18 protein-coding genes are annotated in these 21,403 nt (G+C 48.2%); 5 read left to right on the forward strand and 13 right to left on the reverse strand.

Features of this window, described 5'->3' with window-relative positions; all coding sequences use genetic code 11:
• Window positions 1-17: 17 nt before the first annotated feature.
• The 4 genes from IMZ16_RS06565 to IMZ16_RS06580 form a co-directional block, all read right to left on the reverse strand.
• Window positions 18-740, reverse strand: coding sequence for a hypothetical protein (locus IMZ16_RS06565; protein WP_193439372.1), 723 nt, complete (start codon window positions 738-740; stop codon window positions 18-20).
• Window positions 741-797: 57 nt separating this feature from the next.
• Window positions 798-2,495 carry a 2-succinyl-5-enolpyruvyl-6-hydroxy-3-cyclohexene-1-carboxylic-acid synthase gene (gene menD / locus IMZ16_RS06570; RefSeq protein WP_193439373.1) on the reverse strand — a complete coding sequence of 566 codons (1,698 nt, stop codon included), beginning with the start codon at window positions 2,493-2,495 and terminating at the stop codon, window positions 798-800.
• A gap of 23 nt (window positions 2,496-2,518) precedes the next feature.
• Window positions 2,519-3,562, reverse strand: a complete 1,044-nt coding sequence (locus IMZ16_RS06575) for a PA0069 family radical SAM protein (RefSeq protein ID WP_193439374.1) — start codon at window positions 3,560-3,562, stop codon at window positions 2,519-2,521.
• A 117-nt stretch (window positions 3,563-3,679) separates the two neighbouring features.
• Window positions 3,680-6,202: an ATP-dependent Clp protease ATP-binding subunit gene (locus IMZ16_RS06580; protein ID WP_193439375.1), complete on the reverse strand. Its 2,523-nt coding sequence runs from the start codon at window positions 6,200-6,202 to the stop codon at window positions 3,680-3,682.
• A 142-nt stretch (window positions 6,203-6,344) separates the two neighbouring features.
• Here IMZ16_RS06580 and IMZ16_RS06585 point away from each other — a divergent pair, with 142 nt between their 5' ends.
• From IMZ16_RS06585 to IMZ16_RS06605, 5 genes are read left to right on the forward strand one after another with little or no spacing between them, the layout of a single operon-like run.
• Window positions 6,345-6,581 carry a uroporphyrinogen decarboxylase gene (locus tag IMZ16_RS06585; RefSeq protein WP_073179984.1) on the forward strand — a complete coding sequence of 79 codons (237 nt, stop codon included), beginning with the start codon at window positions 6,345-6,347 and terminating at the stop codon, window positions 6,579-6,581.
• Complete coding sequence (locus IMZ16_RS06590; RefSeq protein WP_193439376.1) at window positions 6,578-7,678, forward strand: glycosyltransferase; 1,101 nt, start codon at window positions 6,578-6,580, stop codon at window positions 7,676-7,678. The genes IMZ16_RS06585 and IMZ16_RS06590 overlap by 4 nt, the downstream gene beginning before the upstream one ends.
• Before the next feature lie 9 nt (window positions 7,679-7,687).
• On the forward strand, window positions 7,688-8,110 hold the full coding sequence (locus IMZ16_RS06595; RefSeq protein ID WP_073179980.1) for a SufE family protein: 423 nt from the start codon (window positions 7,688-7,690) through the stop codon (window positions 8,108-8,110).
• Window positions 8,107-9,078, forward strand: coding sequence for a glycosyltransferase family 9 protein (locus IMZ16_RS06600; protein ID WP_227411487.1), 972 nt, complete (start codon window positions 8,107-8,109; stop codon window positions 9,076-9,078). The genes IMZ16_RS06595 and IMZ16_RS06600 overlap by 4 nt, the downstream gene beginning before the upstream one ends.
• Window positions 9,075-9,974: a glycosyltransferase family 2 protein gene (locus tag IMZ16_RS06605; protein WP_193439377.1), complete on the forward strand. Its 900-nt coding sequence runs from the start codon at window positions 9,075-9,077 to the stop codon at window positions 9,972-9,974. Before IMZ16_RS06600 ends, IMZ16_RS06605 begins: the two co-directional genes overlap by 4 nt.
• A gap of 36 nt (window positions 9,975-10,010) precedes the next feature.
• Here the strand turns inward: IMZ16_RS06605 and IMZ16_RS06610 are convergent, their stop codons facing one another.
• From IMZ16_RS06610 to mraY, 9 genes are all read right to left on the reverse strand, one after another.
• Window positions 10,011-10,421 carry a BrxA/BrxB family bacilliredoxin gene (locus IMZ16_RS06610; protein WP_193439378.1) on the reverse strand — a complete coding sequence of 137 codons (411 nt, stop codon included), beginning with the start codon at window positions 10,419-10,421 and terminating at the stop codon, window positions 10,011-10,013.
• A gap of 98 nt (window positions 10,422-10,519) precedes the next feature.
• On the reverse strand, window positions 10,520-12,373 hold the full coding sequence (gene ftsZ, locus IMZ16_RS06615; RefSeq protein ID WP_193439379.1) for a cell division protein FtsZ: 1,854 nt from the start codon (window positions 12,371-12,373) through the stop codon (window positions 10,520-10,522).
• A gap of 92 nt (window positions 12,374-12,465) precedes the next feature.
• Window positions 12,466-13,848: a cell division protein FtsA gene (ftsA, locus tag IMZ16_RS06620; protein WP_193439380.1), complete on the reverse strand. Its 1,383-nt coding sequence runs from the start codon at window positions 13,846-13,848 to the stop codon at window positions 12,466-12,468.
• 5 nt (window positions 13,849-13,853) lie between these two features.
• Window positions 13,854-14,852, reverse strand: a complete 999-nt coding sequence (locus tag IMZ16_RS06625; protein WP_193439381.1) for a cell division protein FtsQ/DivIB — start codon at window positions 14,850-14,852, stop codon at window positions 13,854-13,856.
• A gap of 32 nt (window positions 14,853-14,884) precedes the next feature.
• Window positions 14,885-16,243 carry a UDP-N-acetylmuramate--L-alanine ligase gene (gene murC, locus IMZ16_RS06630; RefSeq protein WP_193439382.1) on the reverse strand — a complete coding sequence of 453 codons (1,359 nt, stop codon included), beginning with the start codon at window positions 16,241-16,243 and terminating at the stop codon, window positions 14,885-14,887.
• A 6-nt stretch (window positions 16,244-16,249) separates the two neighbouring features.
• A complete protein-coding gene (gene murG, locus IMZ16_RS06635; RefSeq protein WP_193439383.1) occupies window positions 16,250-17,356 on the reverse strand; it encodes an undecaprenyldiphospho-muramoylpentapeptide beta-N-acetylglucosaminyltransferase in 1,107 nt (368 codons plus the stop codon).
• 99 nt (window positions 17,357-17,455) lie between these two features.
• Entirely contained in the window at window positions 17,456-18,679 is a 1,224-nt protein-coding gene (locus tag IMZ16_RS06640; protein ID WP_193439384.1) for an FtsW/RodA/SpoVE family cell cycle protein, read from the reverse strand.
• A complete protein-coding gene (murD, locus tag IMZ16_RS06645; protein WP_193440820.1) occupies window positions 18,676-20,001 on the reverse strand; it encodes a UDP-N-acetylmuramoyl-L-alanine--D-glutamate ligase in 1,326 nt (441 codons plus the stop codon). Before murD ends, IMZ16_RS06640 begins: the two co-directional genes overlap by 4 nt.
• A 120-nt stretch (window positions 20,002-20,121) precedes the next feature.
• Window positions 20,122-21,363, reverse strand: coding sequence for a phospho-N-acetylmuramoyl-pentapeptide-transferase (gene mraY, locus IMZ16_RS06650; RefSeq protein WP_193439385.1), 1,242 nt, complete (start codon window positions 21,361-21,363; stop codon window positions 20,122-20,124).
• Window positions 21,364-21,403: the final 40 nt, after the last annotated feature.

Genomic DNA, 21,403 nt, shown 5'->3' on the forward strand with positions numbered 1-21,403 from the left:
AGTAGCAATTTCTTCATTTATTCCCGCCTGTAAATTTCAGAAAACATCACCTTGTACATGGCATAAATCACTGCGTTCCAAAACGGCAGGGTAAGAATGGCGCCTGCCACCGAGAATATCCCGGCATATTTTATAATGGCCGCCGCGGCAGTACAGAGGATAATCTCCGCAGGGAAGATGCGCAACGCCCGCCAGGAAAGGCTGATGCTTTCGAAGATTTTTTTGTTCATAAAAAACATCAGCGGCGCACAGAATACGGTGGCTATCACCCAGAAATACGCGAGGAAAACAGTGGAAAACAGCAGGCTGTACACCACCGACCAAAAAAGATAAAACCCGGTGAAGATGAAAAAGTTTGCCCCCTGATAGCCTGCCAGGATATCTGCTGCAGAAACTTTCTCATTCAAATCCATCTTTCGGAAAACCTTCATCAGCCCCAGATTTAAAGGGTAAAGAAATACGGAGGTTAGCATCAGCAGCCAGGATAGCCGCTGAAAACCCGGCGTGCGGGAGAGCGCCTGAACCGCTTGCGTATAGGCTTCTGAAAATGGTTGTAGCTTGCTGATGCTCAGGAGCTCCTGCCCTATCCCAGTCTTTGCGATGCCGAAAAACACCGCCGTAAGGAATACCGATAAATATATCAGCGAAAAAAGTACCTGATAGCGCAGCGTGCGCCGCCAATAGTCAAAGGCATTCCGGAGGATGTCTGCAGCAGAAGGGCGCTGCGGATTTTGCTTCATTCGAAAAAATTTCCTGCAAAAGTACGCAACGCCCGCTATTTTGCCGAATCACCGTAATTACTCATCCACCCGCACCGGATTTTTCCCGGACAAGTGATCAAAATAATTCCTCAGCACATCAGCATTCTTAGCATTACCGGTAAAGATCTCAAGGATCTTGGGCTCATTCGACGGGCTGAAGAAATTATCCAGAATCCGCTCCAGCGTAAGCTCGTCTTCCGCTTTTGCATATCCGAAACCGAAATGCTTCGCCAGGATTTCGGCGCTTCTTCGGTGTTTCGTGCCAATAAATTCGTCCAGCACATTACCGTTGGCATTCTGCGGCCCCGGGATTATTTTAAAAATATTCCCCTCCTGATTATTCAGGATAATGATCCTCGTAAACGGCGGTATATACTGGTTCCAAAGCCCATTGATGTCGTAAAAAAAAGCAAGATCGCCCGTAACAAGCACGGTGGGTGCCGCGTGCCGGATGGCAAAGCCCATCGCGGTGGAAGTAGAGCCGTCGATACCGCTGGTTCCGCGATTGCAGTAACATTTAAACTTTTGAAAATCAAATAGTTGCGCATACCGTATAGTCGCGCTGTTGCTAAGATGCACGGCGTGGTTTTCCGGGATTTTTTCGGAAATAATTTTACAGGCTGCAAAATCTGAAAACGGTGCCCGTAGTGTGAATTCCCGATGCAGCGCGTCCTTCCTTTCCCTCAGGCTGTTCCAAAGATTGTAATATGGCCGGGGGTTCAGGGAAATGTTATAGATCAGTTTGCTGAGGAAAATTTCCGGCCGCGCGGAGATTTTTTGGGTTAAATGAAAATAAGTGTCCGGGTGCCAGTGCTCGTCAATATGCCAGTGCGAATGAATATCTGCGGCCCTAAAAAACTGCTTAACTTTTTTTGATACCACATTCTGCCCAATTGTGATGAGCAAATCCGGCGCAAATGTGCGGATATCCTGCTCATCAAAACCAGAAATATAGCGGTCGATATGGTGCAGGAATCTCGGGTCTTTCAGGTTAGAATTTGTTTCGCAAAGTACCACGACAGTGTGATTCTTCACCAGCTGAATGAGCTGATTTTCAAGTTCTTCGCTTTGTTTAACGGTGCCTACAAGTATTAAGATTCTCTTGGCTAAATTCCATTCGGCAACAAGGGTGGAGGGCAGTTCTGTACCGCGTTTCCGAATAGTTTTCTCTACCTGCGGTACCAGGGGGAAATCTTGCACAAGCTCGTATAGCGGCTCCTCCAGCGGTATGTTGATGTGTACGGGGCCCTGCTTCTCGATGCATAGCTCTACCGCTTTTTTAATTGTTTCAAGGTTAAAATCATCCGCATCCGCACTACTGTCCTCCATCAGTTCAAAGTCGCCGTAGGAATGCTGACTGAAGAGCTCCTTCTGCCGGATGGTCTGCCCATCAAATATATCCACATAATCTGTAGGCCTGTCTGCGGTAAGGAGCAGCAGGGGGATATTTGAGTAAAAAGCCTCTGCAACGGCAGGGTAGTAGTTCGCCGCCGCAGAGCCGCTGGTGCAGGTAACAGCCACTGGCTTTCCCTCGCTCAATGCCATACCCATCCCCACGAAGGCGGCGCTTCGCTCATCCACGATGCTGTAGCAGTTAAAGTATTGGCTTTCAGCAAGATGTATGGCTATCGGCGCATTACGCGATCCTGGAGAAATCACGATGTTTTGTACGCCGTACTGCTGCAGTACGCTACCGAGGATCTGCACGCTGCGCTTGGAAGAAAACTTTTTCATGCGGCAAATCTACAAAGAAAGGCTCAGAAAAGGCTCAGCTGCTGCACAGTGCTCCCCGTGAAATGTTCCGTAGAAAGCGAAGGCATACTTTTGCCAGAAAAATATTTCCGCCTTGCGAGTTTATAGGTGTTGTGTATCATTTCTGCTATATTTCCTTCACCTTTGTAGCGCTCGAAAAAGCGCTTTTCCCCGAGCTCCCCACCGCGCATGCTGCGGATGAGGTTCAGCACCTTCGCCGCACGGTCCGGGTAATAAGTCTCCAGCCACTGCACGAACACGGGTTCCACAGAGTCATTCAGCCGGATGAGCGCATGGTGTGCACTGAGGGCGCCCAGTTCCGAAACGGTTTTGTATAGGCTAAGCCCCTCCTCAGAGTTCAATCCGGGGATAACGGGTGCCGCCATCACATTTACCGGGATGCCGTTCTGCGAGAGCGTTTCCACCGCCTTCAGCTTGTTGCTTACGGATGAGGTACGCGGTTCCATCACGCGGCGGAGGTCTTCATTCAGCGTCGGGATGCTCATATTTACCGAGACAAGGTTCAGCTCTGAAAGTTTTGTCAGAATGTCTAAATCTCTCAGAATCAATGCGTTTTTTGTGATGAAGGAAACCGGGTGCCGGTAGGCAAGAAATTTTTCCAGAAGCTGGCGCGTAAGCTGCAGCTGCCTTTCTGCAGGCTGGTACGGATCCGTGTTGCCGGAGAGCGTGATGGTTTTTGGCTGATATCCCTTCCTCCGGAAAAACTTTTCAAGGAGCTCCGGTGCGTTTTTCTTCACCATAATATTGCGCTCAAAATCTACCCCCGCGGAGTAACCCCAATACTCGTGCGTGGGGCGCGCAAAGCAATATGCGCAGCCATGCTCGCAGCCCTGGTAAGGGTTCAGGGAATATTCCATGGAAATATCCGGGCTCTTCACCTTGTTGACGATGCTTTTGGGAAATACCTCTGTGAATGTAGTTTTCCGGCTATCTACATCACCTTCATCTGGCTCGTGCGTGTACCGCTCAAAGCGATTTTCAACATTCCTTTGCGCGCCCTGGCCTTTTATTTTTGTCTTAATTTCCACAATGCAAACTTAGCAGATTATCTTGTCAAAAAGTTTTTTCTAAGAAAGAAATTTTGAGAGAAAAAATAAAAAAAACCTGCCTTCGCAAGCAGGTCTTAATAAAATTTTCTCAAGAAACTACTCCGCCATCTCTGCAACAGCGCTCTCTTTTTCCAGCGCGTCTTTAGCATCATTTAGCTTCAGCACTACGGTTTCGCCCTCTGTAATTTCTTTATTTACAAGCAGTTCCGCCAGGAGATCCTCGATGTACTTCTGTACGGCGCGTTTCAGAGGCCTTGCGCCGAAATCTTTGTCCCAGCCCTTTTCCACGATGAAGTCCTTCGCCTCTTCGGTAAGCTCCACGCGGTAGCCCAGCTTGCTGATTCTGCTGTAGAGCTTCGCAAGCTCGAGGTCGATGATTTTGCGGATATCTTCCTGCTGCAGCGAGTTGAAGATAATGATGTCATCAATCCTGTTCAGGAATTCCGGCGAGAAGGCTTTTTTAAGAGCATTCTCTATGGTCGCTCTCGCTCTGGCGTCGCTCGTGCTGCGCTTCGCCGAAGTACCGAATCCTACGCCGTCGCCGAAGTCTTTCAGGTCGCGGGTTCCGATGTTTGAGGTAAGGATGATGATGGTGTTTCGGAAGTCGATCTTTCTGCCCAGCGAGTCGGTGACATGTCCCTCGTCCAGAATCTGCAGGAGTATGTTGAAGACATCCGGGTGGGCCTTTTCTATCTCGTCCAGCAGCACTACGGAATAAGGTTTGCGCCGCACAGCCTCCGTTAGCTGGCCGCCCTCCTCGTATCCCACATAGCCCGGAGGCGCGCCCACGAGTCGGGACACGGCGAATTTTTCCATATATTCGCTCATATCGATGCGGATCAGCGCTTCATCAGAGTCAAAAAGCTCGCGCGCCATTACCTTCGCAAGTTCGGTTTTGCCGACGCCTGTGGTACCAAGGAAGATAAAGGTGCCTATCGGGCGGTTCGGGTCTTTCAGGCCGGCGCGGTTTCTCTGGATGGCTTTTACAACTTTTTTTACCGCATCTTCCTGCCCGATGACTTTCCCGTTCAGTTTCTCATCCATCTGGGCGAGTTTCTCGAGTTCGTTTTTGCCCACCTTCGTTACCGGCACGCCACTCATCATAGAAACCACTTCGGCAACATTTTCCTCGTCCACGGTTTCTTTTTTCTCCTTCACATCTTTGTCCCAGTCTTCCTGAGCTACCTGCAGCTCCCTACCCAGGCGCTCTTCTTCATCTTTCAGGCGGCGAGCCTCCAGGTAGTCCTGTGCCTTTACGGCCTTCTGTTTCTGCTCGCGGATGCGCTCGATAAGTTTTTCATTTTCAATGATCTGCTCCGGCACTTTCATGTTTTTGATGTAAACCCTGGAGCCCGCCTCGTCCATAGCGTCGATGGCTTTATCCGGCAGGTAGCGGTCTGTGATGTACCGCGAGGTGAGGTTTACGCAGGCGTTTATCGCCTCATCGGTATATTTTACATTGTGATGATCCTCGTATTTGTCCTTAATCTGATGCAGAATCTGGATGGTTTCCTCTATGGAGGTAGGCTCTACCATCACCTTCTGGAAGCGGCGTTCCAGCGCGCCGTCCTTTTCGATGTACTGGCGGTATTCATCCAGGGTGGTGGCACCAATGCACTGGATCTCCCCTCTTGCCAGGGCAGGTTTAAAAATATTCGATGCGTCCAGCGATCCGGTGGAGCTGCCCGCGCCCACGATGGTGTGCAGCTCATCGATGAAGAGGATTACATCGCGGTTTTTCTCCAGCTCTGTCATTATGGCTTTCATTCTTTCTTCGAACTGCCCGCGGTATTTCGTGCCGGCTACCAGGCTAGCCAGGTCGAGAGTGATAACCCGCTTGTTGTAGAGCACGCGGGACACATTTTTCTGGTGTATCCTCAGGGCAAGCCCTTCCGCTATTGCAGATTTACCCACGCCGGGCTCCCCGATTAGCAGAGGGTTGTTCTTCTTCCGCCGCGAGAGGATCTGCGATACGCGCTCGATTTCTTTATCCCTTCCTATCACAGGGTCCAGCTTGCCTTCCGCCGCCGCCGCAGTCAGGTCTCTGCCGAAATTGTCCAGCGTCGGGGTTTTGGTTTTCCCGGTGGCGAGGTTACCTGCCGGCCTGCGGGATTGCTGGCTGTAGGCAGGTTCGTCATCGTCATCATCCTCATAAACGCTCATCTGCGGAGCCTGCCCAGAATTTTGAATCATTGAACGGTATTCAGTGGTAACTCTTTCGTAATCAATGTCATAAGCTTCCAGTATGTTAGCGGCGGGATCTTCCTGCTTGTAAAGAATGCCCAGCAGAAGGTGCACGGTATTTATCTCCCCCGTTTTATACTGCCGGCTTTCCAGCTCTGCGCGTTTTACAGCCTGGTCCGCCATCCGCGTGAAAGAAATTTGACTGCTTTCCATAGCGAGCGGGTTGGCGGTAGGCATACTGATGCTCTCTATCTTCCGCCTTATCATATTGAGGTCTGCGTTAAGGTTTTTAAGAATATCCTTTGCGGAATTTTCTGTTTTTATAATGCCCAGCAGCAGGTGCTCTGTATTGAGGAATTCGCTTTTCAAACGCCGCGCTTCGGTTTTACTCTGTTTGAATACTTTGCTCAAACCGTCTGAAAATTTATTGTTCATATCGAAATAAAATTGAATTTAAAGGTAGGAAAAATTTTTTACCTGAACTCTTTTTGCAAATAACCTACCAGCAGATTTTTCTGCCGAAATGTCATAAAAATATTTATCTTAAAGTCTTAAATTTGTAAAATTCGCTAAAAAGATGGAAATATCATTCGCAGATATCTGCGGCTACCTAGGCTCCGCCCTCGTTGTTGCAAGTTTTATGCTGAAGGATTTGCGGAAAATCAGGATCGTTAACCTTGCAGGCTGCCTTTTTTTCGTAATCTATGGCGTGCTCAAGGGAGGGGGAGACGCTGCCGCAATGTATTGGCCCGTCATCATCCCCAATGGATTTCTATGCTTTATCCAGGCTTACCATATTTTTAAGGCTAAATGAGGGTTATCGTAAGCGTTTTCAACAATCTGGTGACCGATCAGCGGGTAGAAAAAGTATGCCGTACACTGCACGAAGCCGGCCACGAAATCATCCTCATCGGGAACGACTGGGCAGGCGCTCCGCCGCTGGAACGGCCTTATAAAATATTGAGAATCAGAATAAAATCTAAAAAATTAAAATTCGCATATGCGGAATTTAACCTGAAATTGTTCAGGGAAATAGTAAGGTTTAAAAGTCCGGGCTGTGTACTGCTTGCCAATGACTTGGATACGCTGCCTGCCAATGATTTAGCTTCAAAATTATTTAAAATTCCGCTCGTATTCGACAGCCACGAAATCTTCACAGAGCAGCCCTCGGTTCAGGGTAGGTTTTCTCAAAAGATTTGGAGGTTTTTAGAAAAAGCCATAGTTCCGGGCTTAAATTATATGATGACGGAGAGCGCCAGCTACGCGGGGTGGTTCCGTGCGAAATACGGGATAAGCCCCGTGGTAGTGAGGAATATTCCAAGAAGAATTCCCGGCCGGATAGATTTTATAGAAAATTCTCCGAAGATCATCATTTGGCAGGGAGCCCTAAACGAGAGCCGCGGCTTGTTTCAGGCTATTTCCGCTATGAAATATTTGGATAACGCCATTCTGAAAATCGCGGGTGATGGCAACCTAAGGGCTGATTATGAGAAACATACACGTAAGGAAGGCCTAGGGACAAAGGTGGAGTTTCTTGGCAGGCTTTCTCCGGAGAAGCTGAGGAAATTTACCAAAATTGCCGATGCAGGGCTCGCAGTAGAGGAAAATAACGGATTGAGCTACTATTACTCGCTGCCGAATAAAGTGCCAGATTACATCCAGTCGCTAGTGCCTGCAGTGCTTATCAACTTTCCGGAGATAAAAAAAATTTTCGACCGCTACAAAATAGGGGAGATGATTGATAATCATAATCCAGAAACCATCGCCGCCGCGCTAAAAACAATACTTGAAAACGGCAGAGAGTTTTATGCCGATGCCTTGCGCGGAGCGGCAAGGGAATACTGCTGGGAGATGGAGGAGGAGAAAATTCTGGAGCTTTTCAGGAAAGCCGAAATGCTCAGCAATGCTTAAATTTGCCGGATGAAAACTATTACCGAAAATCAGCAGGAAATCGTGGATGAATTTGCCTTCCTGGGAGATTGGGAGCAGAAATACGAGTACATCATAGACCTCGGAAAAGACCTGAAAGGGCTCCCGGAGGAGAAGAAAACCGAAGCCAACCAAATAAAAGGATGCCAAAGCAAGGTATGGCTGGATGCGGATTTCCGCGATGGCAAACTGTTTTTCGATGCAGATTCCGACGGTATTCTGCCAAAAGGAATTATCGCTCTGCTTGTCCGGATTTACTCCGGGCACAGCGCGGAAGAGATACTCAGTTCAGATTTTAAATTCATCGAGGATATCGGGCTGCAGGAATTCCTTTCCCCAAGCCGCGCAAATGGGCTGATGGCAATGACGAAGCAAATAAAATTCTACGCCGTAGCTTATCAGCTGAAGTCTTGAAGAAAGTTCTCGCATACCGGTTTTCTGCCTTCGGAGATGTTGCTATGGCAGCGATAGTCTGCAGGGAATTTCTGCAGCAAAATCCCGATGTGCAGGTGATGATGGTAACCCGGGAGAACTTCAGAGAGCTTTTCCTCGGGATTCCGAACCTTGTTTTTAAAGGTGTAAATCTCGATGATTACCGGGGCTATTTCGGCTTGCGCAGGCTGGCATTGTCTCTGATAAAAGAGTTCCAGCCAGACGGGATCGCCGATCTGCACGATGTCATCCGTACAAAGGTTTTCCGCAGGATTTTTGAATTGCGAGGATATCGGGTCGCCATTATCGACAAGGGAAAAGAGGGAAAAGAAGCGCTCACAGATGTGCAGAATCTGGACAAATTCCAGCTGAAACCTACCGTGGAGCGGTATGCTGATGTCTTCCGCGACTTAGGGTTTCCCGTGAAACTTTCCCACGAACTGTGCCCCACCACAGAAGAAAAACAAAACATCGGCTTTGCACCATTTGCCCAGCACAAGGGCAAAATGCTCTCCCCGGCAAAATCTTTCGAGCTGGCGCGGCTCCTTGCAAAAGAGGAAAAAGTCTATTTCTTCGGAGGCGGCGAATCCGAAACCGAAACACTGCGGCACTGGCAGGCGGCAATCCCCAATACGGAATGTGTGGCGGGCCGCCTCAGCCTCACCGAAGAGCTTCAGCTGATTGCGCGCCTTCGCCTTATGGTCTCTATGGATTCTGCCAATATGCATCTGGCGAGCCTGGTGGGCACGCGCTGCATCTCCGTGTGGGGGGGCACCCACAGATACGCAGGCTTTCTAGGCTACGGACAAAGCGTGGCGGATGTTGCCGAAGTCAAGGATCTAAGCTGCAGGCCCTGCTCAGTTTTTGGCGACAAAGAGTGCTACCGGGGTGATTATGCCTGCCTGGAGGAGCTCTCGATTCAGCAGATTTTAGAAAAAATAAAAAGGTGAAACTTTCGGTCTGCATCCCGGTTTTTAATTTTGATGTCCGCAGGCTGGTCTCGGATTTGGCGCAGGAAATTTCCAGGAAAAAAATTGATGCGGAAATCATCCTGATCGATGATGCGTCAGAAGATTATTTTCAGGAAAAAAATTCGGAAATAACCCCGAGAGTAAATAGCTATATTTTTCTGCAAGAAAACATCGGGCGCTCCGCAATCCGCAATATGTTTTTAAAATACGCCTCAGGAGAGTGGCTGCTATTCCTCGACTGTGATGCGGGAATTGTCAGCGAAAATTTTTTAAGCAAATACCTTGAATTCTTTGCTCAAAACCCTGAGGCTACAGCAGTTTATGGCGGATTTTCAGAAGACGGGGCTCAGCGCACCCTGCGAAATTACTATTCAGCAAAAAGAGAAGTGCCGGATATTGCCGCTCGCAGGAAACACCCGCATACATCATTGAAGGGCATCAATTTCGCCATCCGCAGAGATGTTTTTGCAAAAATCAATTTCGATGAACGCATCTCCACCTATGGCTACGAGGACTGGATGCTGGGATATTCGCTGGCGAAAAATGAATTTCCCGTGGATCATATTGAAAATCCCGTACTCCATCTCGATAAAACCACAGATGCGGAATTTCTTAAGAAAACAGAATGCTCTATGCGGACACTAGCCAGGCTCCTGAAAGACAAGCAATATGCGGATGCAATCTCCGGTATGAAAATAGCCAAAGCCTATAGGCTCCTTAGCTATCTTCATTTAGCGAAGCATTTCTCCGAGCTTTTCAATGTTTTTGAAAAACCCGTAAAGAGGCTCCTTTTATCAGGAAATTATTTCATCCCTTTGCTGGATTTTTACAAAATACTGCTCCTCTGCAGCCTTATGGAGCAGGATATGGATTAAAAAAACCGCCCTTTTTAGAGCGGTTTTTTCAGTTTCTTAGCAGAACTCTTCGTAGGCAGCCTGCAAGTTCGCCGCGATGGCGCCCGCCGGGTTACCCTCAATGTGGTGGCGCTCCAGCATATGCACCAGCTCGCCATCTTTGAAGAGTGCCACGCACGGAGAACTTGGCGGGAAGGGCGCCAGGTGCTTCCTCGCCTCTGCCACCGCATCAAGATCAAAGCCAGCAAATACAGTGGTAAGGTGAGTTGGTTTCTTGTCCCCGGAAAGGGAATGAACCACCCCCGGTCTTGCGGCCCCGGCCGCGCATCCGCAAACGGAATTTACCATCAGCAGGGTAGTGCCGGGTCTTTTCAGAGCATCGGTTACTTCTTGCGGCGTTGTTAGATCTTCGAAACCGTTATTCGTTAGTTCTGCCTTCATCGGCAATACAAGTTCCTGTGGATACATTTTGATTTAATTTAATTGTTAATGAAAATTATTGAGTACCCTCATACACTCAAATTCTGCGCCGAAATGGCATTAAAGGATTTTCTGCCAATATGGCATCAGTCCACATCCTTATTCAGAAATCTGTTTTCTCGAACCTGAAAACCGCCGCGCTGATCTTCCGCCAAAAAGGTGTTGATCTGCTGCTCTGATGCATTTTCCTGAGAGATGTTGATATTCTTCCTCCGGAATGCCGGCACTGTCTCAAAATCATTATCCGACTCAAAATTCTGGTAGCGGGAGTTGAATTCTTTCAGCTTGTTCCGGCGTTCCGCGGCCTTTGCGCTTACGCTTTTGCTGATGATGGTAAATTGTTCAACTTCCTCCTCATATACTATTGTTTCCGTTTCCTTCTGGGGGAGCTCATCTTCCGTGTTTTCTATAGGCGCATCCGCTTCTTTAATATTTGCTGCAGGGACAGGCGAGAAAGATTGGCTTCTGTTTTCAATGCCAAATTTGGATGAGCTGCCCAAAGTGTCAGGATCTCCCGAATTGCTTCTCACCTGAATTTTAGGCTCCTCTTCCTTAGGCTCATTTATGAAAAATGAAAAATCGCCGGTATTGCGGCCGCCTTCCGCGGGGTTCTCCCCTTCGAAATCAAAGGTGAAGGATACGGTTTCGTCTTCGTCCCTGTCGGAGGAGAAGATACTTAGCATTTCATCCTCATCAGAGTCATCCTCCAGCCTCAAATTTTCTTTTTCAAAATCCTGAGTGTCCTGCTCGGCGGCAGCCTTATCAATGGCATCCTGCTTTGTAGAGGTAAAAAATGGAGATGCCGGCTGGTCTTCCTCATCATCCAGGAGGAATATTGTATCGCCGGCAGTATCTTCCCCACGCTCTTTTCTGGTTTTGAACGGAGATTCGCGGCGTTCCGGCCTGTCGTGCAGGTTAATGAACTCCTTCTCCACATGCCCGGTATTTTTCTCTTTTGCAAACCCGGTAGCGATTACCAGAACCTTTATCGCCTCGCCGAGGCTCTCGTCTGTGCCCACCCCGAAGATGATGTTCGCCGTATTCCCCGCCTCGCTCTGGATGTAGTCGTTGATGAGCCCGATTTCGTCCATCGTGGCCTCGTGCGCCTCATCGGTGCCGCTCTGTATGAGCAGCAGAACATCCTTTGCCCCAGTAATTTTGTTATCATTCAGCAGCGGGGAATCCAAAGCCTTGCGCACCGCCTCTTCCGCGCGTTTCTCCCCGGTAGCGCTGCCTGTGGACATTAGTGCGGTGCCCGAGTTCTGCAGTACGGATTTCGCATCGCGGAAGTCAATGTTGATGGTAAACGGCGCGGTGATTACTTCCGCCATACCCTTCGCCGCATTGGTCAGCACTTCGTCTGCTTTGGAGAAGCCCTGCTTGAAGCCCAGGTTTCCAAACTGCTGGCGGAGTTTGTCATTGTTTATAACGATCAGGGAATCCACATTGTTGCGGAGTTTTTCCAGCCCCGATTCCGCCTGCTCCAGGCGCCTTCTGCCCTCAAAGCTGAACGGCACAGTTACGATCCCCACGGTCAAGATGCCCATTTCCTTAGCGATTTTTGCAATCACAGGAGCCGCTCCGGTGCCTGTGCCGCCGCCCATACCTGCGGTGATGAAGACCATCTTGGTATTCTGCCCCAGGGCCGCCTTTATATCATCAATACTTTCTATTGCCGCTTTTTCCCCTACTTCCGGGTCTGCGCCGGCGCCCAGGCCCTCGGTAATGCTGATGCCCAGCTGAACTTTATTGGATACCGGATTGTTGTCCAGCGTCTGCGCATCCGTGTTGCAGATGATGAAATCTACCCCGTGGATGCCCTTTTCGTACATATGCATCAGGGCATTGTTACCACCGCCCCCTACGCCGATTACTTTTATGATAGATGAATTCCCTTTTGGTAGGTCAAAGGTAAAACCCTGATTTAGTGTATTTTCCATTCTTTTAAAATTGCTCGCCAAAGGCTTTTATGATTTGGTTTTTATGAGCAAAAATTCTGCTCACAATTTATAAAAATTTTCTGTTTTTTTCCTTAATCTTCCACTTCTTCGAAGAATTTTTTTACCTTTTCCATCAGCTGCTGGCCGAAGGTAGGGCGCTTAGCCTTAGGCTCGGTGGAAAAGTCGTTTGCATCAGTCGTTATTTGCGCGATGTCGGTAGCGGAAGCTATTTCCTTTTCTATTTCTATTCCCCTTCCGGTTTCTTTTGCTGCCGGTTCTGTTTCGGCCTCCTTTTCAGGCTCTGCTTTTTTGTCCCTGATTTTCAGGCTTTCCATTAACAGCCCGATGGAGGTCGCATATTCCGGACCCTTCAGGTGTTGGTTTTTGTCATTCGCCACATATTCATTGGCGAAGCCGATTCTGCTGTCGAAGCCGGTGGTATAGTTGGCAAGCTGCCGGAGGTGCTTCAGGTTGGAGCCGCCGCCGGCAAGCACGATGCCTGCGATGAGTTTCTTTTTCTGCTCGAAAGCGCCGTACGCCTTTAGTTCGGTATTTACCATTTCCAGGATTTCCTCTACCCTTGCGTTGATGATTTGGGCTAAAGTTTTCAGGGAAATTTCCTTATCCGGTCTGCCGTGCAGGCCTGGAATTGTCACATAGGTGGATTCCTTCTCCATCTCCGGCACTGCGGACCCGAATTTTACTTTTAATTGCTCGGCGTGTTTTTCGATAATGGAGCATCCCTCCTTGATATCTTCGGTGATGATGCCCCCGCCGTATGGGATTACGCAGGTGTGGCGGATGATGTTGTCCTTGAAGATGGCGATATCCGTGGTGCCGCCGCCTATGTCTACGATGGCCACGCCGGCCTCCTTTTCTTCCTTGGTGAGTACCGCTTCGGAAGAGGCGAGGGGCTCCAGGGTGAGGGACTCCATCTCCAGGCCAGCTTCGCGCACGCAGCGGGCGATGTTGCGGATGCTGCCCATCTGCCCCACCACTACATGGAAGTTTGCCTCCAGCCGTTTCCCGCTCATGCCTATCGGCTCGTGGATTTCGCCGTCGCTGTCCACCTTGTATTCCTGCGGCAGCACATGGATGATTTCCTCGCCAGGCAGCATTACGAGTTTTTTTACCTGGTCTTTCAGGCTTTCGATGTCTTTTTCGGTGATGACTTCCTCCGGGTGTTCTCGCATGATGTAATCCGAGTGCTGGAGTGAGCGGATGTGCTTCCCTGCGATGCCCACCGTAACTTTTTTAATGGGAACTCCGGCGCTTTTCTGCGCCTCATCTACTGCCGTGCGGATGGAGGCGATAGTCTGCGCGATATTGTTCACAATGCCCTTGTGTACCCCGAGGCTTTTGGCTTTGCCTACTCCCATTACCTCGATTTTCCCGTGGTTGTTCCGCCTGCCGACGATGGCTACAATCTTGGTAGTCCCGATGTCCAGCCCTACTGAATATTCCTGGTTTTCCATATATGTTATTTTTTCTTTTCTTTGTTTTTTGCTTCGTTTTTCTTTTTCGGCTCCGCTTTTTTTGTTTCTGATTTCTTTGGTTCCGGTTTTTTCTCAGTTTTTTTCTCCGGCGATTTTTTCGCTGCTTCTTTCTTCGGCTCCTCTTTTTTCGGCTGTGCCTTTTTTGCTTCCGCTTTCTCCGGTTTTTTCGCCGCAGGCTTTGGCGTGGCTTCCGGTTTGTTTTCCGCTTTCGCGATTTTTTCTTTGGATGAATTTATCGCCGCCTCGTTTTCCTTGAAATTCGGATTCAGCGTGGTAACGATTTGGTTATCATACTTCACCGAAATCTTACTGTACTTCCGCTGGTCCTGGTACACCAGGAATTTTTCTACGAAGGTTTTAAAGCCCTTCACCTTGAAATCGATATTATCCAGGTCGCCAATTTCCACCTTATAATTGCCATCGCTCGTCAGCAGGTTGTAGCTGTTTTTTTCTTTGCTGATGCCGATGAAGAATTTCTTGCAGAAATCGTCCGCATCTATCTTTCGCACAAGCTCCGCCAGCTTTTCGTATTCCTCCGGCTGCACATTGCCCTTCACCAGCATACAGGGATGAGCGTAGTTTTTCGAGAGCGGAAACTCCGTGCCCTGCTCATCCACATAAAATTCCTGGTTGCCCTTGCTCAGGCGGAATACTGGGATTTTCTGGTGCACATCTATGTTCAGCTGCCCGTTCAGGTTCAGGTAAACATTGGCGCTGTCCACGCTTTTTATCTCGTTGATTTTCCGTTCAAGTTCCGGTATGTTGATGCCGCCCACTTTTCCGGAAGGGTTGTCCTTCCGAACGATGTCGCGTATTTGGTTTTCATCCACGAAATACACCGGAATTGTGGTGGTGTTCAGGTTGATGGCGGTCATTTCCTCGCTCACCGGTTTTTCGCTGAAGCGGTTCAGCGAGAAGCTCAGCAAAAATCCAAGGATAATTACCGTCACAAAAATCTTCAGAAACCGCCACTTATTCTTCATTCCAAATCAAATCATTTATCGCTTATCATTCATCAGTTTTTTCCCAGCCATTCCACAATCCCATCGTACAGCGTATCGATGTTTCCTGCACCCACCGTCAGCAGTATGTCGAAATCTTTCTGCTGAATTTTCTCGAAGGCTTCCTGCAGGCCAGCCGTTTCCTTTTTTTCCAGATTGATTTTTTCCAGAAGCCAGTCTGAAGTAATCCCCGGGAAGTTTTCCTGAAGTTCTCTTGCAGGATAGATGTCCAGCAGCAGCAGCTCCTCGCAGTTTTCCAGGCTCTTGGCGAAGCCTTCCGCAAAATCCCTTGTCCTGCTGAAAAGGTGCGGCTGAAAAGCCACCAGCAATTTTTTCTCAGGGTAGAAATTGCGGATGGAGCCAATCACCGCATCAAGTTCTGTGGGATGATGCGCATAATCATCGATGTAGATTTTCCCGCTTTCAAAACGGTGCTTCGTATATCTTCGCTTGATGCCTTTGAAGGCTAAAAGTCCGCTCTTAAGTGTCTGAAAATCAACACCTAAGCTATAAAGTAAAGCGATGGCAACCGTAGCATTTTCCACATTGTGAATGCCCGGGATTTGCCATTTGAAATCCTTCACGGTTTCACCCTTCGTGTGGAAATCGAACAGGATGAAATCGTCCTCCATTCTCAGATTGTCCGAGTAGAAATCCGCCTCTTCATTTACGGCGTAAGTCATTGATTCTCTGCCGATTTCCAAACCCTTCCGCACGAAAAGTTTTTGCTTTTCCGGAACTAAGGCGGCGAAATCCTTGAAGCTTTGCTCAATGGTCGCTTTATCGCCGTAAATGTCCAGATGATCGGCATCCGTGGAAGTTACGATGGCAAAATCCGGATGAAGGTTCAGGAAGCTTCTGTCGTACTCATCGGCTTCCACCACGGAAAATTCATTTCCGGTATAGATGAAGTTGGATTGAAAATTCTCAGAAATTCCGCCTAAAAAGCAAGAAAATGATAATCCGGAAAAATGGCAGAGATGAGCCACCAGAGATGAAGTGGTGGTTTTCCCGTGAGTTCCCGCTACAGCGATGCACTTAGTTTCATCGGTTATCATCCCGAGAACCTTCGCCCTTTTGAGAATGGTGAAATTTCTTTGCTGAAAATCATCGAGAATGCCTAGCGTCTTCACGGCAGGAGTGTAGATAACCAGAGTTTTTTCAGGCTTTAGCGAAGAAATACGTTCCGTGATTTCATCTTGGAAGGAAATTTCTATGCCTTCGGAAATCAGTGCAGAAGTGAGTTTTGTTTCGGTTCTGTCATAGCCCGAAACATTTTTGCCGATGGATTTGAAATAGCGCGCCAAAGCAGACATCCCAATACCACCGATACCGATGAAGTAGAAATTTTCAAATTGTTCCAAATTCATCATTTAGTCTTATTTTTTGAGAATTTGATAAATTGAATTCACGATTTCTTCCGCAGCTTTTGGCTTCGCAAAAAATGCGATGTTTTCTGCCATCTCATTTCTAAGCTGTTCATTTTCAATCAGTTCTGAAAGCATTGCCCAGAATTTTTCCTTCATTTCAGAATCCCGCACCATTTTAGCCGCATTTTTTTCGACCAAGTTCAGCGCGTTTTTCGTCTGGTGATCTTCCGCAGCGTTTGGAAACGGCACCAGGATTACGGGCTTTTGCGCTACGGCCAACTCGGAAATTGCGATGGCACCTGCTCTGGAAACGATGATATCCGCAGCGGAATAAGCCAGCGGCATTTCGGAAATAAATTCGCGGATTTGCACCAGTTTTCGCTGTGCTTCGCTAAGGTTTCTTCCTTCAAAATCTCTTGTAATCGATTGATAATCAAGCTTTCCGGTTTGCCAAATTAGCTGTACATTTTTCCCGATGAGCTTTTCCAGATTTTCCTTCCAGGCATTGTTCAAAGTTCTTGAGCCTTGGGAACCTCCAACGGAAAGCACGGTGAGCTTGGCTTTGTCCAGCCCTAATTTTTCTTTGGCTAAATCCCTGTCAATCAAATCATTAACGATATTTTGCCTGATTGGATTTCCTAGAAAATGAATCTTTTCCTGCGGAAAGCCGTCCACTTTTGGATAAGCCGTGAAAACCGCTTTTGCACGCTTGCTAAGGATTTTATTCGTAACGCCGGCAAAGGCATTCTGCTCCTGAATGAAAGTGGGCACTCCCAAGCTGCTCGCCATAAAAAGCGCCGGGCCGCTTGCAAAGCCGCCGGTTCCAACGGCAAAATCCGGGTTGAAATCGCGGATGATTTTCCGGGCCTTGCTCAGGCTCTGCAAAAGCTTGAACGGCAGTTTGAAATTGGACAAAAGATTACCGCGATCAAAACCGGCGATGTTCAGACCTTCGATTTTATAGCCGTTCTGCGGAACTTTTTCCATTTCCATTTTTCCGTTGGCGCCGATGAACAGGAACTCTGCATCCGGATTTCTGCGCCGGATTTCATCGGCTATCGCTACAGCCGGAAAAATATGTCCACCGGTACCACCACCGCTCATTAAAACTTTCATAATATTTTCATTAAACCAAGAGCCAAGTAAAAAGTTTTAAAACTCATTTCGCCTTTACCTCAGCCTTATTATCAATTACCAATTGCCCATTACTTATAATTAAGCGATGTCGTTTATTTCTTCAATATTCTGTTTTCTGCCGATGCCTTCTTCATCCAAAACCTGAATGCGCGAGCTGACATTCAGGATGATGCCCAGCTGAACATAGGTGACAAGCATAGATGTACCGCCATAGCTGATGAGCGGCAAAGGCTGCCCTGTAACCGGAATTAAATTCACGGCTACGGCGATGTTCACCGAGAGCTGAACGAAAATCATTATCCCAAGCGAAATCACGAGCAGTGAGCCGAAGAACGCCGGCATCTTGCTTGCAATCATCACTATGCGGATGATCATTATGAAGTAAAGGCCTATCAAGCCTGCGGCACCCAGCAAGCCGTATTCTTCCACAATGATGGCGAAGATAAAATCTGATGCAGATTGCGGTAGCATCTGTTTCAGCGCGCTTTTCCCCGGGCCCTTTCCGTTAAAGCCGCCGTTCACAATGGCAGCCTTCGCCTGATTTACCTGGTAATTCTTCGCCTTATCGGCTTCGGTTTCCGCATCCTTGTTTTTATCGAAAAAAACTTCAATACGGCTCATCCAGGTATGCACACGGTTGTTGCTGAATAGGTTGGTGTTCAGCGCTACGGTGATGAACAGCCCGCCCGCTAAAACTGCGGTGGCCAGAAAGCCTACGATGTATTTCCAGTTGAGCTGGCCGATGACTAAAACCGCGAGAGATACGATAATCATCATCAGCGCTGTGGAGCCGTTGTCTTTGGCAACCAGCCCGGAAACTACGAGTATCGGAACAAATATCGCCACGATGTTTTCCAGCGGAAGCCTTTCCCTGCCGATTTTTTTGGTGAGATAGCGGCAGAGATAGATGATGAGTGCAAGGTAGGCGAATGCCGATGGCTGAAATGAAATGGGCGTGCCGGGAATTGTAAACCAGCGCGATGCCGATGCACCATCGATGGTTTGCCCAGTAAACGCTGTGGCCACCAGAACGAGAGTCATTACCACCAGGCCGAAAAAGCTGAGCTTCCCGATGTGCTCGTACCGCACAAACAGAACACCGCGCATCAGTCCAAGCCCTAAAACAACGAAGGCGATGTGTTTCACGATGTGTGAAGTGGTAGTGCCGCTGTTCACGATGTATTCCAGGTTAGAGCTTGCCGAGTAAACCGGGAATATCGAGAACAACGAAATCAGGATGATCACGCTCCACAGGACTTTGTCGCCCTTTAGAATTTCCGTTCTTTGCCGTTGCTCATTCATTTCAAAACCTCGTTTTTAAACTGCTTTCCGCGGTCTTCATAGTTTTCAAACAAATCAAAACTTGCGCAGCACGGCGAAAGCAAAACCGCATCACCATCCGTCGCAATCTGCTTGCTCAGCTTCACGCAATCTGCCATATTTGCTGTGCTGTATATCATCTCCACCTTGTTTTTGAAGTGCTCTATAATCTTTTGATTATCAAGGCCTAAGCAAATTATCGCCTTTACTTTTTTCTTTACTAAGTCGTCCAGCTCGCTGTATTCGTTACCCTTATCTACACCGCCCAAAATCCACACCGTAGGCTGCCGCATACTTTCTAGCGCATAATATGCGGCGTTCACATTGGTAGCCTTGCTGTCGTTAATGAATTTCACGCCGCCTATTTCCGTTACAAATTCCAGCCTGTGCTCTACCGCCTGGAAAGTCATCAAGGAATTTCTGATGCTTTCATTGCTGATTTTCAATATCTTACCAGCTATGGAAGCGGCTAGGCTGTTCGCTACATTGTGGCTTCCGCTGAGGCTCAGTTCGGAAACCGGCATCTGGAAATCATCGTCCAATTTCACGCGGATTTCATCGCCGCTCAGGTAGCCGCCTTCCTTTAGGTTTTCCTTCAGGCTGAACGGAATTTTCTTCGCGCGGATTTCAATTTTTTCCAGGATTTGCCGGCTCATCTCATCATCTTTGTTGTAGATGAAGTAGTTGTCGTTTTCCTGGTTTTCCGCGATGCGGAATTTCGCCAGCGCATACTCCTCGTAGTTGTAGTTGTATTGGTCCAGATGATCCGGGCTAAGGTTCAGCAGCAGAGAAATGTAAGGCCTAAAGTGCTGAATATCATCCAGTTGGAAAGAGCTTACCTCCAGCACATAGTATTCAAAATCCTCATCGGCCACCTGCCTTGCAAAGCTTGTCCCGATGTTTCCACCAAGGCCTACGCTCAGTTTATCGTTTTTTAGAATATGGTAAATCAGCGATGTGGTGGTGGTTTTGCCGTTGCTTCCTGTGATGGCGATGATTTTTGCATCGGTAAATTCCGCCGCAAACTCAATCTCGGAAGAAATCTTAATGTTGCGGTTTTTTATTTTGCCGATGATTTCCGCCTTTTTCGGAATTCCCGGCGATTTCACCACCCAATCTGCCGAAAGGATTTTCCCTTCGCTGTGCGTATTTTCCTCAAACTCAATCCCATTTTCTATGAGCAGGTTTTTGTAGTGCGGCTTTATTTCGCCACGGTCTGAAACGAACACATCCAAACCCTGCTTCTTCGCAAGGTAGGCCGCACCGAAACCGCTTTCACCGGCACCCAAAACCACAATGCTCATTCTTTCCTTCGTCATTTTGCTCTTAGCTTCTTGCTTTTTTTATTTTTCAATTTCAAATTTTCAACTGTTCAGCAAGCACTTTTTACTTTCTACTTTTGCCTTTTTACTTGGCTCTTTCTCCTATCTCACTTTCAGCGTTATCAAACAAATAATCGCCAGCATCACGCCGATGATGATCATCCGGTTCACGATTTTGCTTTCGTGGTAGCCCAGCTTTTGGTAATGGTGATGAAGCGGCGCCATCTTGAAAAGCCTATTGTTCTGCGCATATTCCAGCCCGAATTTTTTCCGACGGTATTTAAAGACCATCACCTGAAGAATCACCGATAAATTCTCGATCAGGAAAATTCCGCAAAGCACCGGCAGCAGCAGTTCCTTCCGAAGGATAATCGCCAGCACGGCTATTACGCCGCCCAGCATCAGGCTGCCCGTATCGCCCATAAAAACTTGGGCAGGGTAGGTGTTGTACCAGAAAAAACCAATGATGGCGCCCACCAGTGCCAGCGCGAAAATCGTGGTTTCGCCAGTGTTGGGCAGGAACATTATGTTGAGATAATCGGCGAAAATCGCGTTGCCGGAAAGGTAGGCGAAGAACGCCAGCGTCAGCACGATTACGGCGCTGGTTCCCGCCGCCAAACCATCGATGCCATCGGTAATATTAGCACCGTTCGAAACTGCCGTGACGATGAAAATCACGATTGGGATGAAGATGATCCACGCCCATTCTTCAGCTTCCTCCTCATCCATCCAAAACAGTGCACCGCTGTAGTCGAACTCGTTGTTCTTCACCAAGGGCACGGTGGAAATTGCGCGCTTTTCCTCCTGCATAAAGTTCTGTTCCACATTGTTGCGGTTCACAACGGAAGAATCGGCATACTTCCGCTTCACGGTAATATCCGGATGGAAATACATTGTAACGCCTACTATCAGCCCTAAGCCTACCTGCCCTATAACTTTGAAAACGCCGTGCAGGCCGTCTTTGTTTTTCTTGATTTTTTTCAGATAATCATCGATGAAGCCTATGGCACCCATCCACACAACGGATGCGCTGAGCAGGATGATGTAGATATTGTCCACCTTGGTGAATAGCAGCACTGGAACAAGCGTGGCCAGAATGATGATGATGCCGCCCATTGTAGGCGTGCCCTCCTTCTGTTTCTGGCCCTCCAGCCCAAGATCGCGCACTAATTCGCCCATCTGTTTCCGGCGAAGCAGCTTGATGATTCTTTTGCCGTAGAGCAATGCGATGGCCAGGGACAGCAGAACCGCCATTGCCGCACGGAACGATATGTAGCGGAAGAGGTTCATCCCTGGAATGTGGATGCCATTTTCAGCGAGATATTCGTAGAGATAGAAAAACATAGCTTAGTTCAAGGTCAAAGGTTCAAAGTTTAAAGTTGTT

The organism is Cruoricaptor ignavus (assembly GCF_014961145.1).
In the GTDB taxonomy this organism is placed as follows: domain Bacteria; phylum Bacteroidota; class Bacteroidia; order Flavobacteriales; family Weeksellaceae; genus Cruoricaptor; species Cruoricaptor ignavus.

Excerpts from the sequence above, each read along its gene's own strand:
- IMZ16_RS06565 (WP_193439372.1), bottom strand. The coding sequence starts at position 740 with ATGAAGCAAAATCCGCAGCGCCCTTCTGCTGCAGACATCCTCCGGAAT.
- menD (WP_193439373.1), bottom strand. The coding sequence starts at position 2,495 with ATGAAAAAGTTTTCTTCCAAGCGCAGCGTGCAGATCCTCGGTAGCGTA.
- IMZ16_RS06580 (WP_193439375.1), bottom strand. The coding sequence starts at position 6,202 with ATGAACAATAAATTTTCAGACGGTTTGAGCAAAGTATTCAAACAGAGT.
- IMZ16_RS06585 (WP_073179984.1), top strand. The coding sequence starts at position 6,345 with ATGGAAATATCATTCGCAGATATCTGCGGCTACCTAGGCTCCGCCCTC.
- IMZ16_RS06590 (WP_193439376.1), top strand. The coding sequence starts at position 6,578 with ATGAGGGTTATCGTAAGCGTTTTCAACAATCTGGTGACCGATCAGCGG.
- IMZ16_RS06595 (WP_073179980.1), top strand. The coding sequence starts at position 7,688 with ATGAAAACTATTACCGAAAATCAGCAGGAAATCGTGGATGAATTTGCC.
- IMZ16_RS06610 (WP_193439378.1), bottom strand. The coding sequence starts at position 10,421 with ATGTATCCACAGGAACTTGTATTGCCGATGAAGGCAGAACTAACGAAT.
- ftsZ (WP_193439379.1), bottom strand. The coding sequence starts at position 12,373 with ATGGAAAATACACTAAATCAGGGTTTTACCTTTGACCTACCAAAAGGG.
- ftsA (WP_193439380.1), bottom strand. The coding sequence starts at position 13,848 with ATGGAAAACCAGGAATATTCAGTAGGGCTGGACATCGGGACTACCAAG.
- IMZ16_RS06625 (WP_193439381.1), bottom strand. The coding sequence starts at position 14,852 with ATGAAGAATAAGTGGCGGTTTCTGAAGATTTTTGTGACGGTAATTATC.
- murC (WP_193439382.1), bottom strand. The coding sequence starts at position 16,243 with ATGATGAATTTGGAACAATTTGAAAATTTCTACTTCATCGGTATCGGT.
- murG (WP_193439383.1), bottom strand. The coding sequence starts at position 17,356 with ATGAAAGTTTTAATGAGCGGTGGTGGTACCGGTGGACATATTTTTCCG.
- IMZ16_RS06640 (WP_193439384.1), bottom strand. The coding sequence starts at position 18,679 with ATGAATGAGCAACGGCAAAGAACGGAAATTCTAAAGGGCGACAAAGTC.
- murD (WP_193440820.1), bottom strand. The coding sequence starts at position 20,001 with ATGAGCATTGTGGTTTTGGGTGCCGGTGAAAGCGGTTTCGGTGCGGCC.
- mraY (WP_193439385.1), bottom strand. The coding sequence starts at position 21,363 with ATGTTTTTCTATCTCTACGAATATCTCGCTGAAAATGGCATCCACATT.